General features: G+C 68.1%; 16 protein-coding genes and 1 pseudogene. 8 read left to right on the top strand and 9 right to left on the bottom strand.

Annotated elements, in window-relative coordinates:
• Positions 1 to 173 precede the first annotated feature (173 nt).
• Positions 174 to 722, top strand: coding sequence for a hotdog fold thioesterase (locus ACFUTU_RS12205; RefSeq protein WP_377964550.1), 549 nt, complete (start codon positions 174 to 176; stop codon positions 720 to 722).
• A gap of 52 nt (positions 723 to 774) precedes the next feature.
• Here ACFUTU_RS12205 and ACFUTU_RS12200 read toward each other — a convergent pair whose 3' ends face one another.
• From ACFUTU_RS12200 to ACFUTU_RS12185, 4 genes are all read right to left on the bottom strand, one after another.
• Positions 775 to 1323 carry a dihydrofolate reductase family protein gene (locus ACFUTU_RS12200; protein ID WP_377964548.1) on the bottom strand — a complete coding sequence of 183 codons (549 nt, stop codon included), beginning with the start codon at positions 1321 to 1323 and terminating at the stop codon, positions 775 to 777.
• 45 nt (positions 1324 to 1368) lie between these two features.
• Complete coding sequence (locus tag ACFUTU_RS12195; RefSeq protein ID WP_377964546.1) at positions 1369 to 1590, bottom strand: hypothetical protein; 222 nt, start codon at positions 1588 to 1590, stop codon at positions 1369 to 1371.
• A complete protein-coding gene (locus ACFUTU_RS12190) occupies positions 1587 to 2816 on the bottom strand; it encodes an anion permease (RefSeq protein ID WP_377964544.1) in 1230 nt (409 codons plus the stop codon). Before ACFUTU_RS12190 ends, ACFUTU_RS12195 begins: the two co-directional genes overlap by 4 nt.
• 188 nt (positions 2817 to 3004) lie before the next feature.
• A complete protein-coding gene (locus tag ACFUTU_RS12185) occupies positions 3005 to 3523 on the bottom strand; it encodes an HAD domain-containing protein (RefSeq protein ID WP_377964542.1) in 519 nt (172 codons plus the stop codon).
• Positions 3524 to 3620: 97 nt separating this feature from the next.
• On the opposite strand from ACFUTU_RS12185, the pseudogene ACFUTU_RS12180 reads away from it, so the two are divergent.
• Positions 3621 to 3760 (top strand): annotated as a pseudogene (locus ACFUTU_RS12180) (maleylpyruvate isomerase N-terminal domain-containing protein); the annotation flags it as partial.
• 123 nt (positions 3761 to 3883) lie between these two features.
• Positions 3884 to 6304 (top strand): phosphoketolase, encoded by a 2421-nt coding sequence (locus tag ACFUTU_RS12175; protein WP_377964540.1) that lies wholly within the window; start codon positions 3884 to 3886, stop codon positions 6302 to 6304.
• Between the two features lie 108 nt (positions 6305 to 6412).
• Here the strand turns inward: ACFUTU_RS12175 and ACFUTU_RS12170 are convergent, their stop codons facing one another.
• The 3 genes from ACFUTU_RS12170 to ACFUTU_RS12160 form a co-directional block, all read right to left on the bottom strand.
• On the bottom strand, positions 6413 to 6844 hold the full coding sequence (locus ACFUTU_RS12170) for a VOC family protein (RefSeq protein ID WP_377964538.1): 432 nt from the start codon (positions 6842 to 6844) through the stop codon (positions 6413 to 6415).
• A gap of 156 nt (positions 6845 to 7000) precedes the next feature.
• Positions 7001 to 7675: a response regulator gene (locus ACFUTU_RS12165; protein ID WP_377964536.1), complete on the bottom strand. Its 675-nt coding sequence runs from the start codon at positions 7673 to 7675 to the stop codon at positions 7001 to 7003.
• Positions 7672 to 9705 carry a DUF4118 domain-containing protein gene (locus tag ACFUTU_RS12160; protein ID WP_377964534.1) on the bottom strand — a complete coding sequence of 678 codons (2034 nt, stop codon included), beginning with the start codon at positions 9703 to 9705 and terminating at the stop codon, positions 7672 to 7674. Before ACFUTU_RS12160 ends, ACFUTU_RS12165 begins: the two co-directional genes overlap by 4 nt.
• A gap of 178 nt (positions 9706 to 9883) precedes the next feature.
• On the opposite strand from ACFUTU_RS12160, the gene ACFUTU_RS12155 reads away from it, so the two are divergent.
• On the top strand, positions 9884 to 10504 hold the full coding sequence (locus ACFUTU_RS12155; protein ID WP_377964532.1) for an L-threonylcarbamoyladenylate synthase: 621 nt from the start codon (positions 9884 to 9886) through the stop codon (positions 10502 to 10504).
• 38 nt (positions 10505 to 10542) lie between these two features.
• Here the strand turns inward: ACFUTU_RS12155 and ligD are convergent, their stop codons facing one another.
• Entirely contained in the window at positions 10543 to 11565 is a 1023-nt protein-coding gene (gene ligD, locus ACFUTU_RS12150) for a non-homologous end-joining DNA ligase (RefSeq protein ID WP_377964530.1), read from the bottom strand.
• Positions 11566 to 11774: 209 nt separating this feature from the next.
• Here ligD and ACFUTU_RS12145 point away from each other — a divergent pair, with 209 nt between their 5' ends.
• Together ACFUTU_RS12145 and ACFUTU_RS12140 are read left to right on the top strand one after the other, a co-directional pair.
• A complete protein-coding gene (locus ACFUTU_RS12145) occupies positions 11775 to 13715 on the top strand; it encodes an alpha-amylase family protein (protein ID WP_377964528.1) in 1941 nt (646 codons plus the stop codon).
• A 33-nt stretch (positions 13716 to 13748) separates the two neighbouring features.
• Complete coding sequence (locus ACFUTU_RS12140) at positions 13749 to 14432, top strand: alpha/beta fold hydrolase (protein WP_377964526.1); 684 nt, start codon at positions 13749 to 13751, stop codon at positions 14430 to 14432.
• A 59-nt stretch (positions 14433 to 14491) separates the two neighbouring features.
• Here ACFUTU_RS12140 and ACFUTU_RS12135 read toward each other — a convergent pair whose 3' ends face one another.
• Positions 14492 to 16672 (bottom strand): elongation factor G-like protein EF-G2, encoded by a 2181-nt coding sequence (locus tag ACFUTU_RS12135; RefSeq protein ID WP_377964524.1) that lies wholly within the window; start codon positions 16670 to 16672, stop codon positions 14492 to 14494.
• 250 nt (positions 16673 to 16922) lie between these two features.
• On the opposite strand from ACFUTU_RS12135, the gene ACFUTU_RS12130 reads away from it, so the two are divergent.
• Positions 16923 to 19052 (top strand): glycogen debranching N-terminal domain-containing protein, encoded by a 2130-nt coding sequence (locus ACFUTU_RS12130; RefSeq protein ID WP_377964522.1) that lies wholly within the window; start codon positions 16923 to 16925, stop codon positions 19050 to 19052.
• A 107-nt stretch (positions 19053 to 19159) separates the two neighbouring features.
• Complete coding sequence (locus tag ACFUTU_RS12125; protein ID WP_377964520.1) at positions 19160 to 20191, top strand: glycosyltransferase family 4 protein; 1032 nt, start codon at positions 19160 to 19162, stop codon at positions 20189 to 20191.
• The last annotated feature ends 15 nt before the right edge of the window (positions 20192 to 20206 follow it).

Raw genomic sequence — 20206 nt, 5'->3', positions numbered from 1 at the left:
GCCCGTCCAGCACCAGAAGCCGGGGCTGCTGCGTCATGGGAACGACGGGGGCCTCGGTGGCCGACACCGAAGTGACGGCGGGATCGGACACTGCAATGTCCGGAAGGGTCTGGGTTGTGGACGTATTTGGGGCCGGTTTGGTTGTTTCACTCACAGGTGCCAGCCTAGTTGCCATGATGGACAATTTCACGCCCGGCCCGGCCGGTGAGGCCAGCCCCACAGAGTCCGGCCGGAGCACGGAAGCGGCTGAAGCAGTTGCAGCTCCCGCCGCCGTGGAAGCCGCCGCGGAGACGCGTTTCCGGGAAGAGCTGGCTGCAGCCGGCGTCCCCGAACACCTGCACGGCTGGCTTGCCGGGTACGGCATCGGCGCGCTGGTGGTGAAGATGGGAATCCGCTTCCTGGAGATGAGCCCCGAACGGTGCGTGGCCACGATGCCCGTGGAGGGGAACACCCAGGTGGCGGGGATCCTGCACGGCGGCGCGCATGTGGTGCTGGCTGAAACGCTGGGGTCATTTGCCGCCGGAATGCACGCCGGTCCGGGCCGCCAGGCGCTGGGCATCGAGGTTGGCGCCACGCACCACCGCGCTGTTTCCGCCGGAACGGTGACCGGAACCTGCACGGCCATTCACCTGGGACGCACGCTGACCACGCACGAGATCGTGATGACCGACGAGCAGGGACGCCGGCTGTCCACGGCGCGGATCACCAACCTCATCCTGTAGCGGCCCGCAGCAGCGCTGGCTTTCGGTAAAAGCTAACGGACGGGGGTGAAAACTAACGGGGGGCCCAGCGGTACCGGAGCTCCACGATCCCCCGCCCCTGGGTGCGTGCTTCCTGCAACTCGAGTGGCGCCGTCGGGCCTTGCTCAAGGGGAAGCAGCCGCTTTCCCCCGCCCAGCACCACGGGGATGACGGAGACTATCAGCTCGTCCAGCAGGCCGGCGCCGGCGAATTCGGCGGCCAGCTCGCCGCCGCCCACCACCCAGATGTTTTTACCGCCGGCATCCCGCCGGAGGTCATCGATGAATTCGGTCACGTCGCCGCGGACGAACGTGATGTCGGCCCCGGACGGGGCGCTGAACTCGTGGTGGGTGAAGATCCAGCAGGGCGTCCCGGGGTAGGGCCAGTTGCCGGGCTCGTGCTCCATCAGCCACTCGTAGGTGGTCCCGCCCATGACGATGCAGCCGATGCCGGCGATGAAGGCGTCGTAGCTTTCCTTGCCGCCTTCGAAGCCGTCGAACTGCAGCAGCCAGGCTAAGTCATCGTCCGCGGTGGCGATGAAGCCGTCGAGGGAGGACGCAACGTAATACTGGACAGTCGGCATGCGCCCAGCCTAGCTACTCCCATCCCCTCTTCCCAGAGGAAACGGCTACCCGCTGAAGTACGGAATGATCAGGTAGAGCCCGAACAGCACGGCGAGGCCGCACAGCCCGAAGCAGGCGTAGGAGAGGTACTTGACCCACGCCGGGGCACCGACCTGGCGGTCACCGGCGATGGCGGTGAGCCGGACGCCGAGGGAATAGAGGACCACGACGGTCACGGCGGCGACCAGGGTGGCGCCGGCCACGGTGAGGAGTTCCAGCCACTTCATCGCTGCGGGCCCTTCGGGTTGTTGTTCTTGGCGCGCTGGGCGGCGCGTGCCCTGGCGCGGGCCTTCTTCTTGGCGAAGCGGACAGCCTGTCCGGCCTCTTCGACCTCCACCGCGTTGTGGTGGCCCACCTGGGACTTGCGGGATACCAGGAACATGTACAGCACGGCGCCGATGCCGGCCACGGCGGCGATCACCACGCCGACGACGCCGGTCTTGACCAGCAGCGCTGTCAGGGCACCGACGATACCGGCAGCGGGCAGCGTAAAGAGCCAGCCGAGGGCGATGCGCCCCACCATGCCCCAGCGGACCGTGGTGCCCCGGCGGCCCATGCCGGAGCCGATGACGGAGCCGGAGGCCACCTGGGTGGTGGACAGGGCAAAGCCCAGGTGCGAGGAGGCCAGAATGGCGGAGGCCGTGCTCGACTCGGCGGCGAAGCCCTGTGCGGGCTTGACCTCGGTGAGTCCGGCGCCCATGGTCCTGATGATCCGCCAGCCGCCGGCGTAGGTTCCGATGGCGATGGCGAGGGCACATGCCGTGATCACCCACAGCTGCGGGCCTGAGCCGGGCTCCTGCGTTCCTGCTGCGATCAGCACCAGGGTAATGATGCCCATGGTCTTCTGGGCGTCGTTGGTGCCGTGGGCCAGCGCGACCAGGCTGGAGGTGAAGATCTGGCCGGTGCGGAAGCCGCCGCGCTTCTGCGTGAGCTTGCTGCCGGTCTCCGGATCATGCCGGGCCGTGAGCCCGTAGGCGATACGGGTACAGACGTAGGCCACGAGCCCGGCGATCACCGGGGCGAAGATGGCAGGGAGGATCACCTTCTGGAGCAGCGTCTCGAGGTTGACCGAGTGGAAACCGATGCCGATGACCGCGGCGCCGATGAGGCCGCCGAACAGCGCATGCGATGAACTGGAGGGCAGTCCCTTCAGCCAGGTGATCATGTTCCACAGAATGGCACCCATCAGACCGGCAAAAATGATGTCCGGGGTGATCTGCACGCCGCCGGACCCCTCGCGGATGATCCCGCCCGAGACCGTCTTGGCCACTTCCGTGGACAGGAACGCGCCTATCAGGTTCAGGACCGCCGCGAGGGCAACCGCAGTCTTCGGCTTGATTGCACCGGTGGCGATGGGCGTGGCCATCGCATTCGCGGTGTCATGGAAACCGTTCGTGAAGTCGAAAAATAATGCCAGCGCTATGACCAGCGCCACCATGAAGGTGATGTCCACCTGTTGCCCAATCTGCAGAGTCTACGTACAGCAGTTCCACTTCCCCTGCCTGCACTGCACAGCATAGTTCACCCGGTGTTCAGGAGGTGTTAAAAGGGTGGAGGTAGCGGAGCTGCAGAGCGGGCCTGAAACCTTATCGATGTTACGCGCCCTGCAGGCGAGGTCCAACCTGCGCCGCATGCGGCCTGTCACACCTGCGGCTGCGGAGGCGGGGCAAAGGCAAGGATTGCCTCCAGGTCGCCGGGCGAAAGGCCGGTCCGCGGGTCCGGTGAGACCAGCAGGGCGCGGCGGCCAAGGATCCGCGCCCATGCCTGTGCCCGCCCCTCGAAGGCGAGCTGGTCGTCCACCCAGATGATCCGCTCCGGCGTGTTCCTGCCCACATCCGCCTGGAGGGCTTCCAGCTTCCACCATTCGGCGCCGCCGCCCGGACCGTCCGCGGTCAGCACAGGCCATTGGCTTCCCGCCAGGCCCGTGGCCGGGCAGAGCACGGCGGGTGCCAGTTCTTCCCAGCTGGTGAGCCAGACGCAGCGGAGGCCGGGCCGCTGCGCCAGCAGGTTCAGTTCCGTCACCAGCTCCGGCGCGTAGGCCACTTCCAGCATCCCGGCATAGGCGTGCCGCCACGCTGATCCCCAGGGTGTTGTGCCCGTTGGGCCGAAGGGGCATACGACGCCGTCCACATCGAGGTACAGGGTGACTGCATTTTCCACTGCGTTTCCTCCAGCGCCTGCTCTGGAGGAAACGCTACGGACCCGGCCCCGGAGGGGCAAGGCTACCGCTAGGCGGGGACGCCTTGAAGACCGCCATCACTCTGCCGTGCACCTCAACGTGGAATGGCGCGACCTGCCGGACCGGAACTGGCCAATGAGGTGAAGACCATCCAAGGCCGCACGGTCCCGGCGTCCGAGACCGTGCGGATGCGCACCCGCGAAGCCTGGATCCACGCGGGCGGTAGTGGCCGCGGATGAGGTGCCCGCCGCCCCGAAGTGGATCTGAGAGTGCACAAAACGCCGGGGTAGACTGTGCCCGTCAGCGCGGGAACCGAACCGACGGAAGGCACACCAATGGGCATGGCCGAGACAAGCGGGACGATGACGGACGAGGAACTGGATCTCCTCCAGCGGTACTGGAGTGCGGCGAACTACCTCACAGTGGCGCAAATCTACCTTCAGGAAAACGCACTGCTCCGGGAGCCGCTGCGGCCGGAGCACATCAAGCCGAGGCTGCTCGGCCACTGGGGAACCGGACCCGGGCTGTCACTGATTTACGCCCACCTGAACCGGCTGATCAGGAACACCTCTGCCGAGGTCCTGTTCATCGCCGGGCCCGGCCACGGCGGACCGTCGGTGGTGGCGAACGTCTACCTCGAAGGCACCTACTCGGAGATCTACCCCGACATCAGCCGCGACGCCGAGGGCCTGCGCCGGCTGGCTCGGCAGTTTTCGACGCCGGGAGGTGTGGGAAGCCATGTCGGCCCCGCCACCCCCGGTTCCATCCACGAGGGCGGCGAGCTGGGTTACTCCCTGATGCATGCCACCGGTGCGGTGATGGACAACCCGGACCTCATCGCCGCCTGCGTGGTGGGCGACGGCGAAGCCGAGACCGGCCCGCTCGCTGCCTCATGGACGGCGCCGTTCTTCCTGAACCCGGCACGGGACGGCGCGGTCCTGCCCATCCTGCACCTCAACGGCGCCAAGATTTCCGGACCGACCGTCCTGGGCCGCCGCCAGGACGAGGATGTCGAGGCCCTGCTGCGTGCCAACGGCTGGGAACCGGTGACGGTGTCCGGCGACGAGCCCGAGAAGGTCCACCGGGCCCTGGCCGCTGCGCTCGACGACGCCTACGCCGCCATCCGGGCCATCCAGCAGGAGGCGCGGGCCACCGGTTCCGGCGACGGCTCTGCCTCCGGCAGCAACGGCAGCAACCGGACGACGGCCGCCCGCTGGCCGGCGATCATCCTGCGGACACCCAAGGGCTGGACCGGCCCGGAAACGGTGGACGGCAAACCCGTGGAAGGCACGTTCCGTGCGCACCAGGTTCCGCTGTCCGGCGTCCGGGACAACCCGGAGCACCTGGCGCTGCTGGAGCAGTGGATGCGCTCCTACCAGCCGGAAACGCTGTTCGACGACGGCGGCAGGCTTCTGCCCGAACTTGCTGCGCTGGCTCCCGAAGGCAAGCTCCGGATGGGGGCGGCTCCCTGGGCCAACGGCCAGCCGTCCGTCCCGCTGGAGATTCCCGACCTTGCGCAGTACGCCGTGGACCCCGGCCAGCCGGGCTCCACCAGCGTCGAAACCACCAAGCCCCTGGGCGAGCTGTTCCGCGACCTGTACACCGGAACGGAGGACAACCCGCGGTTCCGGCTGTTCTGTCCGGACGAAACCAACAGCAACCGGCTGGGTGCCGTGTTCGAGGCCACTGACCGCTGCCTCTTGCTGCCGGGCGGCGACGGCGACGACCACATCTCCGCGGACGGCCGGGTGATGGAGGTCCTCTCCGAACACCTGTGCCAGGGCTGGCTGGAGGGCTACCTGCTGACCGGCCGCCACGGATTCTTCGCCAGCTATGAGGCGTTCGCCATGGTCAGCGCCTCCATGACCGTCCAGCACGCCAAGTGGCTGCAGCACGCCCGCGACCTGGAGTGGCGCTCACCGGTGCCAAGTCTGAACATCCTGCTGACCTCCACCTGCTGGCGCAACGACCACAACGGCTTCAGCCACCAGGGGCCGGGCCTGATCGATACCGTGCTGTCCCTGTCCGGCGAGGTGACCCGGATTTACCTGCCGCCGGACACCAACACGCTCCTGGCCACGGCCGAACACACCCTCCGCAGCACGGACTACGTGAACCTGGTCGTCGTCGACAAACAGTCCCACCCGCAGTACCTGACCCTCGAGGAGGCCCGGGCGCATGCGGAGGCCGGAGCCTCCCGTTGGGAGTGGGCCGGCAACGAGACCGACGGCGGCGCTGAACCGGACGTCGTTCTCGCCTGTGCCGGCGACATCCCTACGGAGGAAGCCCTGGCGGCCAGCTGGCTGCTGCAGCGCCACGTTCCGGAGGCCACGGTGCGCGTGGTGAACGTCATGGACGCCATGGTGCTTCCGCCGCGGGAGGTGCATCCCCACGGGCTCGACGACGGGACGTTCAGTTCGCTGTTCACCGACACGTCTGAAGTGGTGGTGGCGTGGCATGGCTACGCCCGTTCCTTCCACCAGCTCCTGCATGGCCGGCCCAACCCGGAACGGTTCCACGTCCGCGGCTACAGCCAGCAGGGAACCACCACCACGCCGTTCGACATGGTGGTGGTCAACCGCATGAGCCGCTACCACCTGGCGCTGGCGGCCCTCCGCCGGATGCCGCGGCAGTTCGACGGCGCGGAGGCGCTGGCCGAGCACTGCCACCGGCAGCTGGACGCCCACGCCGAGTACATCCGGGAGCATTTCGAGGACCTGCCCGACATCCGCGACTGGGTCTGGTCCCCGCCGCTTTCCTGAACGGCCGAACAGCACCAAGGGCCGCAACCGCAACGCGGGGTCACTTCGCGCCCAATAACCTCACATTATTGGGCGGAAAGTGACCCCGCGTTGCTGTTTCCGGGGCGCTTAGGGAGCAGGAGCTGCCGAGGCTCCGCTGACGTTGACCAGCCAGGCGATGCCGAACTTATCGGTACACATGCCGAAGATGTCGCCCCAGGGTGCCTTGTCCATGGGAACGGTGACCGTGCCGCCGTCGCCGGACAGCTTCTCGTAGTAGCCGCGAAGTTCGGCTTCGTCGTCGCCGCTCAGCGAGACGGAGATGTTGTTTCCCGGCGAGTAGTCCATGGAGTTGGGGGTGTCGGCCCCCATAAGCACGAGCCCCTTCTCCGTGGTCAGCATCCCGTGCATGATCTTGTCCGTCTCAGCCGGATCCTCGCTGGCGTGGAATTCCCCGAAGGTGCTGAGCGCCAGGTCGCCGCCGAACACGGACTGGTAGAAGGTCAGGGCGTCGCGGGCGGTGTCACGGAAGCTGATGTACGGGTTGAGCAGAGTGGACACGATCGGTTCTCCTTCGGCTGTACGTGTGGCGCCCGGTGTGCGGCGCAGCACTACACATGTTGCCCGAATCCGGCTGCCCTTCATAGGGGTCCACGGAAGTTCACGGGAGGTTCACGGCTGCAGGTCAGGAGCCGGTCAAGCCGGCGTGAGTGCAGGTCAGGGCCGGAAACGGTAACCGACGCCGGCCTCGGTCAGCAGATGGCGCGGGTTGCCCGTGTCCGCCTCCAGCTTGCGCCGCAACTGGGCCATGTACACCCGCAGGTAGTTCGCTTCCTTCTCGTAGGCCGGCCCCCACACGCTGGCCAGGATCTGCTGCTGCGTGATGAGCTTCCCGGGATTCCGCACCAGCAGTTCCAGGATGCTCCATTCGGTGGGCGTGAGCCGGACGGGCTCTCCGTGCCGGGTGACCATCCGCCGTCCCAGGTCCACGCTGAACTCCGCGGTGTCCACCGTTGATGGCTCCGGAGCTTCCGGTGCGCGGCGCAGGAGGGCACGCAGCCGGGCCAGGAGTTCCTCCAGGCCGAAAGGTTTGGTGATGTAGTCGTCGGCTCCTGCGTCGAGGGCGTCCACCTTGTCCGACGAGCCGTGCCGGGCCGAGAGCACCAGGACCGGGGCGGTGCTCCAGCGCCGGAGCTCCCGAAGGACCGCCGCGCCGTCCATGTCGGGGAGCCCGAGGTCCAGCACAACAAGCTGGGGCGGATTGCGTGCGGCAGCCAGCAGCGCCTCCTCGCCGTCGGCCGCCGTCTCCACGGTGTAGCCGTGCGCCTGCAGCGTGATCCGCAGGGCCTTCAGCAGGTGCTGGTCGTCGTCGACCACGAGGACACTGCTCACTGGGCCGTCTCCTGTCGGGTAGCGGCGGGTGAGGCGTCAGGTCCCAGGGAGTCAGGCCCGGTCGGGTCGGGGCCTGTGGACAGGGGCAGCCGGATGACCATGGTGAGCCCGCCGCCCGGCGTTTCCTCGGCCGCAAGGCTCCCTCCCATGGCCGAGATGAAGCCCCGGGCGACCGCCAGTCCGAGGCCGACGCCGGTTGTCTGGGAAAGATCGTCCAGCCGCTGGAAGGGGCGGAACATCGCCGGCACGTTCCGGTCCGGCACGCCGCGTCCGTGGTCGACGATGCGCAGCTCACCGGCCGGGTGGCCGTTGAGGACGGCGCTGCTGAGCCCGCCCGCCGCGGAGCTCACGACGATGTCGGAGGAGGGGGCGTACTTCACGGCATTTTCCGCGATGTTGGCGATGACGCGTTCCAGCAGGACGGCGTCGGCGTCCACGGCGGGCAGGTTCGGCGGCAGCACCACCCGCACCCTGCCCGGCGGAAGGCCGCGCAGCGCCGGCTGCACAACATCCAGCCACCGGACAGGCTTCAGCAGCGGGCGAACAGAGTCGGCGGTGATCCTGGACATGTCGAGGAGGTTCCCCACCAGGCTGTCCAGCCGGTCCGAGCATTCGTCGATGGTTTCCAACAGCTCCTGCTTCTCCTCGGGGGTGTACCTGACGGCGGTCTGCAGGAGACCTCCGACGGCGAGCTTGATGCCCGCGAGCGGCGTGCGGAGGTCGTGCGAGACGGCCCGGAGGATGGCGGTGCGCATGGTGTTTCCTTCGGCGAGCCGCAGCACCTCCAGCCGGCTGGCGGCCAGCTGCCGGCGCTCGAGCTGGGCGAGCATGTGGGCGGCGAAGGCGCCCAGCAGGCTGCTGTCAGCTGCCGGCACTGCCCGGCCGAACAGCACGAGCCAGGTGCCGTCGTCGAGCGGTTCCACCGTGTGTTCGCCGAAATCCGTGCCGTCCCGCTCAGACTCGGTCAGCTCACCGGCCCACGCGAGCAGCTTCCGCCCGGTTTCGCCGTCCCCCTGCCGGAGCGCCGGACGGTCACCGAAAGCCGCCCGGCCACCGGAAACAATCCGGTGGTCTCCTGCAGTCCGCTGGGCACCTGTTACAACCCCGCCACCCGGGCCGGTGACGTTCCGGAACGGCGGGCCGCTGAAGAGGGCAGCGCCGCGGACACCGAACACGTCCAGTGCCTGTTCCAGCAGGCTGCCCACCGTGTCGTCAGAGCGGGTCGCTCCGCGGGCGAGCTCACCGAGGGTGGCCGCCTCGGCCCGGGACCGCGCGGCTTCCTTGGAGCGCCGGGCGGACCTGTCCACCACGCCGGCCACAGCCACCGAAACGCCGACAAATACACCCAGCGACAGCAGGTCCTGCGGGTCACTGATGGCCAGGTCACCGACGGGCGGCGTGGAGAAGTAATTGACCAGCAGGCTGCTCCACAGTGCACCCATGACAGCGGGCCACAGGCCGCCGACGAGCGCCACCGCCACCGCGCCCGCGAGCTGGACCAGGACCGCGGTGGCCACGCTGTGTTCGATGACGGCGAGCGCCAGCTGCATCAGGATGGGAACGGTGGCCGCCAGCACGAACCCGACGGCGACGCGGACGCGGCCAAGGTCCCGCTGGCGGCGTCGCCCTGTGCCGCGCCCGGCCAGGGGATGCGGCACTACCTGGACGTCGAGGTCACCGGCGCGGCGGACGATCCGTGTTTCGGTACCGCCGCTCAGCAGATGCGAGAGGCGGTAGGCGCGTGACTGGCCGATGAGCAGGCGGCTGGCGCCGACATGGGCAGCGAACTCCAGCAGGGCTTCGACGGTGTCCTGGGCGGAGACGGTGTGGTAGCTGCCGCCCAGCTCCACCACCAGCCGTCGCTGCGATTCGAGGGTGCTGGTTGATTCGTGCGTCGCACCCTCCACGGAACGGATGTGCACGGCGAGCAGTTCGCCGCCGGTGCCCTCGAGGACCTTCATGGCACGGCGGATCAGGATCTCCCCCTCATGGCCTCCTGACAGGCCAATGACGATCCGTTCCCCTGCCATGACGCCATTCTTTCACCTGTGCACCGCCTTTCCGTGGCACGGGTGTCTTCCCGGTGGGCTGGCCCACAGGCGTCCGTGGGCGCATGTGGGGTGATGCTTTCCCGGGGATGACACCGGCCGGGGTGCGTGCGCCGGGGCGGGTGGTGCGCGGAACGGCCACAGGCCCTAGGCTCAACGCATGGCGAAATTCTTTGATGTCCACCCCGAGGACCCCCAGCCCCGCGCAATCTCCCAGATCGTGGAGCTCCTTCGATCGGGCGGGCTGATCGCCTACCCCACGGACTCCTGCTACGCCCTGGGCGCCCAGCTGGGGAACAAGGAGGCACTGGACCGGATCCGCAGCATCCGCCAACTGGACGACAAGCACCACTTCACGCTGGTGTGCAGGGACTTCGCGCAGCTGGGACAGTTTGTGAACATCGGCAACGACGTCTTCCGCAGCATCAAGTCCGTCACGCCGGGCAGCTACACGTTCATCCTGCCGGCCACCAAGGAAGTGCCGCGCCGGCTGCTGCACCCGAAGAAGAAGACGGTGGGTGTGCGGATCCCGCGGCACAATTTTGTGCAGGCGCTGCTGGCGGAGCTCGGGGAGCCGCTGCTGTCAAGCACACTGCTGCTGCCGGACGAGGAGGAACCGCTAACCCAGGGCTGGGAGATCAAGGAGCGCCTGGACCACGCGGTGGACGCGGTCATCGAGTCCGGCGATACGGGCGCAGAACCGACCACCGTCGTCGACTTCTCCAACGGCACCGCCGAGGTGGTGCGCCGCGGCACCGGCGATCCGTCCCGCTTCGAGTAGGGGCGGGGTGGCGCAGGGGCACGGTGGGGCAGGCGCGCCTACTCCGGCTTCTTCGCCCGGCTGGGCTGCACGCGGGGCGGCTCGCCCGGCATCTTCGGATAGTCCGGCGGGAAGGGCAGCTCACCGAGTCCGTTTTTGACGTCCCGCTCCCACCACTTCAAAAGCGTGTCGATGGTCCCCGGCTTCGCATGCATGTCCGCCCACGGGTCCCCCACCGTTTTGAGCCGGTCGGGCACGGTGAGGATGGTGAAGTCTTTGGGCCTGACATCCGCCAGTTCGTCCCAGGTGATGGGGCAGGATACCGATGCGTGCGGGAGGGCCCGCGGGCTGTAGGCGCCGGCGATGGTGCGGTCCCGGTTGGCCTGGTTGAAGTCCACGAAGATGCGCTCGCCGCGTTCCTCCTTCCACCAGTTCGTGGTGACCTTGTCCGGCATGCGCCGCTCCAGCTCCCTGGCGGCAGCGATCACGGCGTGGCGGACGTCCAGGAACTCCCGGGTAGGCTCGATGGGGGCATAGACGTGCAGCCCGCGGTTTCCCGACGTCTTGAGAAAGGCGTCCAGCCCTGCCTCCGCGAGCACCTTCCGCAGTTCCAGGGCGGCGGGGATGGCGTCGTCGTAGTCGGTGCCGGGCTGGGGGTCCAGGTCGATGCGCAGCTGGTCCGGGTTGTCAGAATTGTCCGCGTGGGACGGCCAGGGGTGAAACACCACCGTGTTCATTTGCGCCGCCCACACCACTGCGGCCGGCTCGTCGAAGACCAGCATGGGGTGCGAGCGCGCGCTGGGAAAGACCACCTTCACGGTGCGGATGAAGTCGGGAGCGCCTTTGGGCGGATTCTTCGAGAAGAACATCTCGCCGTCCACGTCGCCCGAAAAGCGCTGCAAGGCCACCGGCCGGTCGCCGTTCGCCCGGATGAAGGCCTCCCCCACATCCACGAAGTACCGTGCCAGGTCCAGCTTGGTCAGCCCCAGCTCGGGCCACAGCACGCGGCTCGGGCTGGAGATGCGCATTTCCCTCGGGCCGCCGGGCCCGTCGACACTGATGGTGGTCTGTTCACTGGCCATGGGGACAACCTACCCCGCCCGGCGTCCGGCGTCAGCAGTTTAGCCCGCGGCCCTTCCAGGCGCGCCCCGCAGAGGCTGGCCCGCCGTCGGGCATCGAGCGGCGGGCACGCAGAAACATCTGCCCGCTCTCTGGGCAGGGGCGGGACCATCTGTAAGGATGAAACCCACGGGCGCCGCCAGGCGCAGAGCATCCAAAGGAGTCCCGTTCCATGGTTGAATCCGCGAGTCTGGACGCTACCCAAGGACCATTCGACGCCCGGGAACCCGGTGAACAGCAGCTGTTCCGCACGGCGGCCGCACAGGCCGGCCTCGTAACGGGCAGCGGTGACTGGAGGGCGCTTGTGGAGCGCTTCGACCGGCATTACCCCGACCTGTCCAGGTTGTTCCGTTCGCTGTACGGATCACGGCCGGATGTCGAGGAGCAGCTAGGCGGGCTGGTCCTGGAGATCGCCCGCTCCTGGCAGGACCGTCCGGCTGACCTCAAGCAGCTCGACGCCGGCCGGGAAGGGAACAGCGAATGGTTCCAGTCCAACCGCATGCTGGGCGGCGTCTGCTACGTGGACCGGTACGCGGCCGACCTGGAGGGTGTGCGCGCCCGCATTCCCTACTTCAAGGAACTCGGCCTCACCTACCTGCACCTGATGCCGCTGTTCCTTGCCCCGGAGCCGTTGTCCGACGGCGGCTACGCGGTGTCCAGCTACCGCGAGGTGAATCCGAAGCTCGGCACCATGGACCAGCTCCGCGCCCTGGCCGCGGAACTGCGGGCAAACGGCATCAGCCTGGTGGTCGACTTCATCTTCAACCACACCTCGAACGAGCACGAGTGGGCGCGGCGGGCGGCTGAGGGCGATTCGCGCTACAGCGACTACTACTGGATCTTCCCGGACCGCACCATGCCCGATGCCTTTGAACAGGACGTGCGCGAGATCTTTCCCGAAGACCACCCCGGCTCCTTCGTGCAGCTGCCGGACGGCCGCTGGATCTGGGCCACATTCCACACGTTCCAGTGGGACCTGAACTACTCCAATCCCGAGGTGTTCCGGGCCATGGCCGGCGAGATGCTGTTCCTGGCGAATCTGGGCGTGGACATCCTGCGGATGGACGCGGTGGCCTTCATCTGGAAGCAGCTGGGCACGCCGTGCGAAAGCCTGCCCGAGGCACACACCCTGCTGCGGGCCTTCAACGCCGTCTGCCGGATCGCGGCGCCGGCGCTGCTGTTCAAGTCCGAGGCGATCGTGCACCCGGATGAGGTGGCCCTGTACATCGACCCGGCCGAATGCCAGCTCTCCTACAACCCGCTGCAGATGGCACTGACCTGGGAGGCCCTGGCCACGCGGAACGTGTCGCTGCTGGCACAGGCCCTCGAGCGGCGACACAACATCGCGCCGGGAACCTCCTGGGTGAACTACGTGCGCAGCCATGACGACATCGGCTGGACCTTCGCCGACGAGGATGCCGCCGAGTTCGGCATCAACGGCTTCGACCACCGCCGGTTCCTGAACTCGTTCTACGTCAACCGGTTCCCCGGCAGCTTCGCCCATGGCGTGCCGTTCCAGGACAACCCGCGCACCGGCGACTGCCGCATCTCCGGCACGACGGCGTCCCTGTGCGGCCTGGAGGACGGTTCGGCTGAGGCGATCCGCCGCGTCCTGCTGACACACTCGGTGGCTTTCAGCACCGGCGGCATCCCACTGCTCTACCTGGGTGACGAGGTCGGCCAGCTCAACGACTACGGCTACGCGCAGGAGGACGGCCACGAGGCCGACAGCCGGTGGGTTCACCGGCCGCAGTTCCCCGCCGAAAAGTACGCCAAGCGCCTGGACCCGGCCACGCCCGAAGGGGCCGTGTACGCGGGACTGAGGCGGCTGGCGGAGGTCCGCGCCGCAACTCCGGAGCTGGCCGGTACCCGGCTGGTTCCGTTCACCACGAATAATCCCGCCGTGCTCGGCTACCAGCGTCCGGGCCACGGAACGGTGGTTCTGGCCCTGGCTAATTTCAGTGACAGCCCGCAGGTGGTGTCGGCGGAAACGCTGTCCGGGTTCGCGGCCGAAGCCTTGGACCTGTTTGCCGGGGAGCCGGTCCGGATCGACGAAGGGCTGGTGCTGCGTCCGCAGGACTACGCCTGGCTGCGGGTGGTCCCGCCTTCCTGAGGTCTCCTGCTGCGGATCGGGCATGATGGAATCATGCCCACAGCTGATACCCCCGTCACCATCGCCGTCGGCGACGGCAACGTCTCCGGCGCCTACGCGCGGCCGGCCAAACCGTTCGCAACGCTCGTGCTGGCCCACGGCGCCGGCGCGGGCATGGAGCACCCCTTCATGCGCGGCTTTACCGCCGCTTTGAACGACGACGGCGTGGCCACGTTGCGCTTCAACTTCCCCTACCGCGAGGCCGGCCGGAAGTTCCCGGACCGTCCGCCTGCGGCCATTGCCACCTGGCGGGCGGCCATCGCCGAAGCGGCCGCCCGATCCGCTGGGGAAGGCGAGCCGGTGTGGGCGGCCGGGAAGTCGTTCGGCGGCCGCATGGCCTCCATGGCCGTGGCGGAAGGCATGCCCGCAGCCGGCCTGGTGTATCTCGGCTATCCGCTGCACCCGCCGGGCAAGCCGGAGAAGCTCCGCGACGAGCACCTCTACGGGCTGGAAACCCCCATGCTGTTCCTCCAGGGGACCCGCGACACCTTCGCCACGCGGGAACTGCTGGAAGGGGTGGTTTCCAAGATCGGGCCGACCGCCACGCTGCAGTGGTGCGAGGGCGGCGACCACTCATTCGCGGTTGCCGGAAACAAGCGCAGCGCCGAAGACATCGGTGCCTCGCTCGCGGCCCCGGTCGCTGCGTTTATGCGTGCCAACGGCCCCGTCCGCGGCTAGGGCGTACTGGCCGCGGCCAGGGGGTACTGGATTCCTGAGGAGGACCGGAGCGGGGAGTATTACGCGTTCGCGGCCGCCGGGGCCACGTTGCCCGGAACGGGTTCGTGCCGCAGGTAGCTGCGGCGGAACCGGCCGGTGCCTGCGGTCAAAGCCCGCAACTGGACCGCATACCTGAGGAGTTCCCCGTCCGGGACCTCGGCGGTGACCTCCGTGACGTCCCCGCCGGACGACGTCGTCCCCGTGAGCCGGCCACGGCGGGACGAAAGATCACTCATGACCGCGCCCACATACTCGTCCGGGATGCTGATGGTGACCGAGGAGACCGGCTCCAGCAGCTGGATGCGCCCGGCCGCCGCAGCCTCCCGAAGCGCGAGTGCCCCGGCTGACTGGAACGCGGCGTCGGAGGAGTCAACGCTGTGCGCCTTGCCGCCCACCAGGGTCACCCTGATGTCCACCACCGGGAAGCCGGCCGAGACGCCCTTCTGCATTTGCGACCGCACGCCTTTCTCCACCGAGCCGATGAACTGGTTCGGCACCACGCCGCCCACGGTCTTGTCCACGAACTCGAAGCCGGCGCCGCGTTCCAGCGCCTCCACCTCAATGTCGCAGATGGCGTACTGGCCGTGCCCGCCGGACTGCTTGACATAGCGGCCGTGCCCGGCGGCCGGCGCGGCGAACGTTTCCCGCAGCGGGGTCACCACCGGCACGGTCTGCAGCTTCACGCCCTGGTCACGGAGCCGGTCCAGCACCACTTCGCCGTGGGCCTCACCCATGCACCACAGGATCAGCTGGTGGGTTTCGGAGTTGCGTTCCACCCTTAGGGTCGGGTCGCCGGCGGCCACCTTGCCCAGGCTCTTGGCCAGCGCATCCTCATCACTTCGGGTGGCGGCCTCGACGGCGACCGGCATCAGCGGCTCCGGCATGTCCCAGGCGGTGATCAGCAGCGGGGCATCCTTTGCCGACACGGTATCGCCGGTCTCTGCGCTGCCGATCTTGGTGATGGCGCAGATATCACCGGCCACGCAGTACGGAATGGGCCGCAGGTTCGCTCCCAGCGGCGAATAGAGGTGGGCCAGCCGCTCGTCACTGTCGTGGTCCTCGTGGCCGCGTTCGGCCAGCCCCCGGCCGCTGACGTGCACTGCCGAATCCTCGCGCAGGGTGCCGGAAAAAACGCGGACCAGGCAGACCCGGCCCAGGAACGGGTCGATGGTGGTGCGCACCACCTCTGCCGCCAGCGGACCCTCCGGGTCGCAGGACAGCGGTCCTGCCGGTTCACCGGAAAGGTCCGTCACGTCGGGCACAGGGTGCTCCAGTGGCGTCGGGAACGCCCGCGTCAGCATCTCCAGCAGCTCTGTCATGCCCAGGCCGGTTTCTGCCGACGCCGCCAGCACCGGGAAGAACGAGCCGCGGGCCACAGCCGTCTCCAGGTCGCCCACCAGGACATCGACGTCGATGTCCTCACCGCCGAGGTAGCGGTCCATCAGGGACTCGTCCTCGCTCTCGGAAATGATCCCCTCGATCAGGGTGCCGCGCTCGGATTCAGCAGCGGCGAGCTCATCGGCGCTGGCGTCCCGGACCGCGGGTTCCGGGGACTCGCCGTCGTACTCCGAAACCTTGCCGGACAGCAGCCCCAGCAGCCCGCTGATGCCACCATTGGACCGGACCGGCAGGTAGGCGGGCACCACCGACTGGCCAAAGGCCCGCTGGCAGGCGGCCAGGGCGGCGTCGAAATTCGCCCTGGGATGATCAAGCCGCGAGATCACGACCGCCCGCGGAGTATCCAGCTGGGCGCACTCCGCCCACAGCGCGGTGGTGGCTGCATCGATGCCGTCCACGGCCGACACCACAAACAGCGCCGCGTCCGCAGCACGCAGCCCGGCCCGCAGCTCGCCCGTGAAGTCCCCGTAACCCGGCGTGTCCAGCAGGTTCACTTTCACGCCGTCGTAAACCAGCGGCGCCACGGACAGGACCACGGAACGCTGCTGGTGGATTTCCGACGGTTCCGCATCACTGACCGTATTGCCGTCAACGATGGAACCCATCCGCGGGATGGTCCCCGCCGCGGCGAGCAGGGCCTCAAGCAGCATGGTCTTGCCGGCTCCCGAATGCCCCACCAGCGCGACGTTGCGGATGCCCTCCGGCCTGTCCACAGGAGCCCCGGCCGACGCGTCAGCCCGCTTGACATCGGAACTGCCGCGGCCCGGACCCTTGCCCCGGCCATTAGTGCCTTTAACCGACATGACCATCTCCCGGCGTGCTAGTCGTGAGCCGCCTAGCGGCCTTAGTAAGAAGATTCGACACCCAAAGCCGCTGATCAGCAAGGGGTCACGTCCCCAAGCGCAGGAGTCCGGCGGTGTGGCGGCGCGGCTCTGCGTGCCCTCTCCGGTGGAGAGGAATAACCGTTGCGGCGTCATCCCGGTAGGGGGACGATGGATAACGTGGCCGCACGGGCCGGCCCATGCCATCCGACCAATCGCCAGGGAGCAGTCGATGAGTGCGTGGAATGAAAATATCGGTGCCGGATCATCCGGGCTGACAGCGGTGACCGTGGTGGAGGGTTCCTCCTTCTGCATCTCCGCCGAGAGCGGCGACGTGTTTCCCGGACAGCCGCAAGGCGCTTTCTACCAGGACACCCGGATACTCTCCCGCTGGCAGCTGACAGTCGACGGCGTTCCGCTGGAACCGCTGTCCGGCCAGACCCGCGAACCCTACCGGGCGGTGTTCGTCGGCCGGCCCCGCGGCGCCAACGGCGCCGTGGAGAGTCCTCTGGTGGTGGAGCACAACCGGCAGGTCGGGCCCGGGCTGCGGGACGACATCCAGGTCCACAACTACTCGGAAAAACCGCTGACCTGCCGCATCCAAATCAAGGTGGACGCTGACCTGAGCGACCTGTTCGACGTCAAGGGCGGAAAAGTGGTGCCGTCTGCCGAGCACAGCAGGAAAGTCAGGGCGGAGGCCCTGCAGATCGACGCCATCCGCAACGGCATCCACCGCGGCGTGGTGATCAGCGCCCAGGGAGCCGCGGTCACCGAGGACGCCCTGACGTTCGACGCCGAACTGGCCCCGCGCGGCAAGTGGTCCGCCACCGTTTTCACCACTCCCCTGGTGGACGGCGCCGGGCCCGAGCAGCCCTTCACCCACGAGACGGCCCTTCACGTTGGCGCGCAGCGCTATGCGGCCTGGGAGGAACATGTCCCGCGGCTCACCGTGACGGACAAGAACGTGGAAAAGGTGCTCACCCGCAGCCAGGAGGACCTCGGCGCCCTCCGCATCTTCGACCCCGAGCATCCGGAACGGGCTGCCGTCGCCGCGGGCGCCCCCTGGTTCATGGCGCTGTTCGGCCGGGACTCCATCCTGTCCTCCTACATGGCGCTGGCTGTGGATCCCAAGCTGGCGGCGGGGACGCTGCAGACCCTGGCCTCGCTGCAGGGGCAGAAAGTTGATCCGGACACCGAGGAGGAACCGGGCAGGATCCTGCACGAGGTGCGGCTGGGCGTCACCGCCGGGCTGGCACTCGGCGGCAGCCAGGCCTACTACGGCACGGCGGATGCAACGCCTCTGTTCGTGGCGCTGCTGGCGGAGCTCGGACGCTGGGGGCTGGCGGGCGACCTGCTGGACTCGCTGCTGCCGCACGCTGACCGGGCCCTGGACTGGGTGCAAAATTACGGTGACCGGGACGGCGACGGCTTCGTGGAATACCAGCGCGCCAACGAGCACGGACTGCTGAACCAGGGCTGGAAGGATTCCTGGGACGGCATCAACTTCGCAGATGGCCGGATGGCGGAGGCCCCGATAGCGCTCTGCGAGGTGCAGGGCTACGTCTATGGCGCCTACCTCGGACGTGCGCTGCTCGCCCAGCAGCTGGGCGACACCGATCTGGCCGCCAAGTGGAACCGCCGTGCCGAGGACATCAAGGCAGAGTTCAACGAAAAATTCTGGCTCCCCAGGAAAGGCTACTTCGCCGTCGCCCTGGACAAGGATAAACAGCCGGTGGATGCCTGCGCCTCCAATATGGGCCACTGCCTGTGGTCGGCGATTGTGGACGCGGACAAGGCGCCCCTGGTTGCGGAGCGGCTTATGTCGCCGGAGATGTTCACGGGCTGGGGAATCCGTACCCTCGCCTCCGATATGGGCGCCTACAACCCGGTCAGCTACCACAACGGTTCAGTGTGGCCGCACGACACAGCCCTGATAGCGGGCGGACTGATGCGGTACGGGTTCGTCGAGGAGGCCACCCGGATCGCCATGGGCCTGTTTGACGCGGCGGAGCAGTTCGACGGACGGCTGCCGGAACTCTTCTGCGGGTTCTCGCGGGACGATTTTCCCCAGCCGGTCCCCTTCCCCACGTCGTGCTCACCGCAGGCCTGGGCCTCCGCGGCCCCGGTGCACCTCATGCGGGTCCTGCTCCGCTTCGATCCCCTCCTGCCCCGCGAGGAGGTGTGCCTGGCGCCGGTGCTTCCGGCTGCATTCGGCAACTTCCGGGCGGACCACGTTCAGATGGACAAGTCCCGGATCACTGTGCATGCCACCGGCACCGAAGGCTCGATCGACGGCCTGCGCCAGGGACTGACGTTGCTGCATGAGCCCCGTCCGCCGCTGGCGCGGCTGATGGCGCCCTGACATACATTGCGCCTTTGGCGGGGGCGCTTTCCACATCCCACCCACAACTAAACGGTCTCAGTAATTAAAACGGTCTCAAAATCATCCGGACATCAAGGGAGCTGCGGATGCGTATCGGTTTAATTGCGGGGCCTTGGTATCCGATTCCCCCCACCGGGTACGGAGGCATCGAACTGGTGGTCGACGCCCTCGCCAGGGGATTTTCCCGGGCAGGCCACGAGGTGCTGCTCGCTGCGCCGTCGGACAGCAACTGCCCGGTGCCGCAGCTTCCGGGGATGCGCACATCCGAGCCTGACCTCGTTGGATTCACCTCCTCCGAACTCAGCCATGTCATCAACGCATATGCCGGGATGGACGGCATGGTGGACCTGGTGCATGACCACACGCTCGTCGGGCCCCTCTACCGGGGACGCCCCGAGGGGCTGCCGGTGGTGACCACCGTTCACAGTGACCTCAACCCATCCTTTACCGCCGTCTATGGTGCAGCGGCCCGGGACACTACCCTGATCGCCATCTCCAGGAGCCAGGTCAGCAGCGCACTGGCAGACCGGGTTGCGGCCGTCATCCCGCACGGCATGGAGGTGGCCGCCGTTCCGGTGGGGCTGGGACAGGGCGGCTACGCGTGCTTCCTCGGCCGGATGTGCCCGGACAAGGGTGTGGTGGAAGCCATCAGGGTGGCCCAGCTGGCCGGGATTCCGCTCCGCATAGCGGCGAAAATGCGGGAACCCGCGGAGGTGCAGTACTTCCACGACGTGGTCCAGCCTATGCTGCGGCCGGACGTTGAGTTCCTCGGTGAAGTGGGCGGCGCGGAGAAGTACGAACTGCTGGGTGCCGCCGTCGCCCTGCTCAACCCCATCCAGTGGATGGAGCCGTTCGGTCTGGTGATGATCGAGGCCATGGCCACAGGCACCCCGGTGGTTGCCACCCATATGGGCTCGGCGCCGGAGATCGTCGACGACGGCGTCACCGGCTACCTCGCCTCGTCGCCGGACGAACTGGCCCGCCGCCTGCTGCGCGCGGCTGACCTCGACCGGGCGACGGTCCGGGCCCGGACGGAGGACCGCTTCAGCACCGAGCGGATGGTCGATGACCATCTGGCCCTGTATGCCCGGCTGATCGGTGTGACCTCCAAGCTGTAACTGGTTCCGGGCTCT

The sequence above is a fragment of the Arthrobacter sp. NPDC057388 genome, from assembly GCF_042668165.1.
In the GTDB taxonomy this organism is placed as follows: domain Bacteria; phylum Actinomycetota; class Actinomycetes; order Actinomycetales; family Micrococcaceae; genus Arthrobacter.
This window is presented reverse-complemented; position numbering and strand designations above follow the sequence as displayed.

Coding starts and splice junctions, on each gene's coding strand:
- ACFUTU_RS12205 (WP_377964550.1), top strand. CDS start 174: ATGATGGACAATTTCACGCCCGGCCCGGCCGGTGAGGCCAGCCCCACA.
- ACFUTU_RS12200 (WP_377964548.1), bottom strand. CDS start 1,323: ATGCCGACTGTCCAGTATTACGTTGCGTCCTCCCTCGACGGCTTCATC.
- ACFUTU_RS12195 (WP_377964546.1), bottom strand. CDS start 1,590: ATGAAGTGGCTGGAACTCCTCACCGTGGCCGGCGCCACCCTGGTCGCC.
- ACFUTU_RS12175 (WP_377964540.1), top strand. CDS start 3,884: ATGGCCGAGACAAGCGGGACGATGACGGACGAGGAACTGGATCTCCTC.
- ACFUTU_RS12160 (WP_377964534.1), bottom strand. CDS start 9,705: ATGGCAGGGGAACGGATCGTCATTGGCCTGTCAGGAGGCCATGAGGGG.
- ACFUTU_RS12155 (WP_377964532.1), top strand. CDS start 9,884: ATGGCGAAATTCTTTGATGTCCACCCCGAGGACCCCCAGCCCCGCGCA.
- ligD (WP_377964530.1), bottom strand. CDS start 11,565: ATGGCCAGTGAACAGACCACCATCAGTGTCGACGGGCCCGGCGGCCCG.
- ACFUTU_RS12145 (WP_377964528.1), top strand. CDS start 11,775: ATGGTTGAATCCGCGAGTCTGGACGCTACCCAAGGACCATTCGACGCC.
- ACFUTU_RS12140 (WP_377964526.1), top strand. CDS start 13,749: ATGCCCACAGCTGATACCCCCGTCACCATCGCCGTCGGCGACGGCAAC.
- ACFUTU_RS12135 (WP_377964524.1), bottom strand. CDS start 16,672: ATGTCGGTTAAAGGCACTAATGGCCGGGGCAAGGGTCCGGGCCGCGGC.
- ACFUTU_RS12130 (WP_377964522.1), top strand. CDS start 16,923: ATGAGTGCGTGGAATGAAAATATCGGTGCCGGATCATCCGGGCTGACA.
- ACFUTU_RS12125 (WP_377964520.1), top strand. CDS start 19,160: ATGCGTATCGGTTTAATTGCGGGGCCTTGGTATCCGATTCCCCCCACC.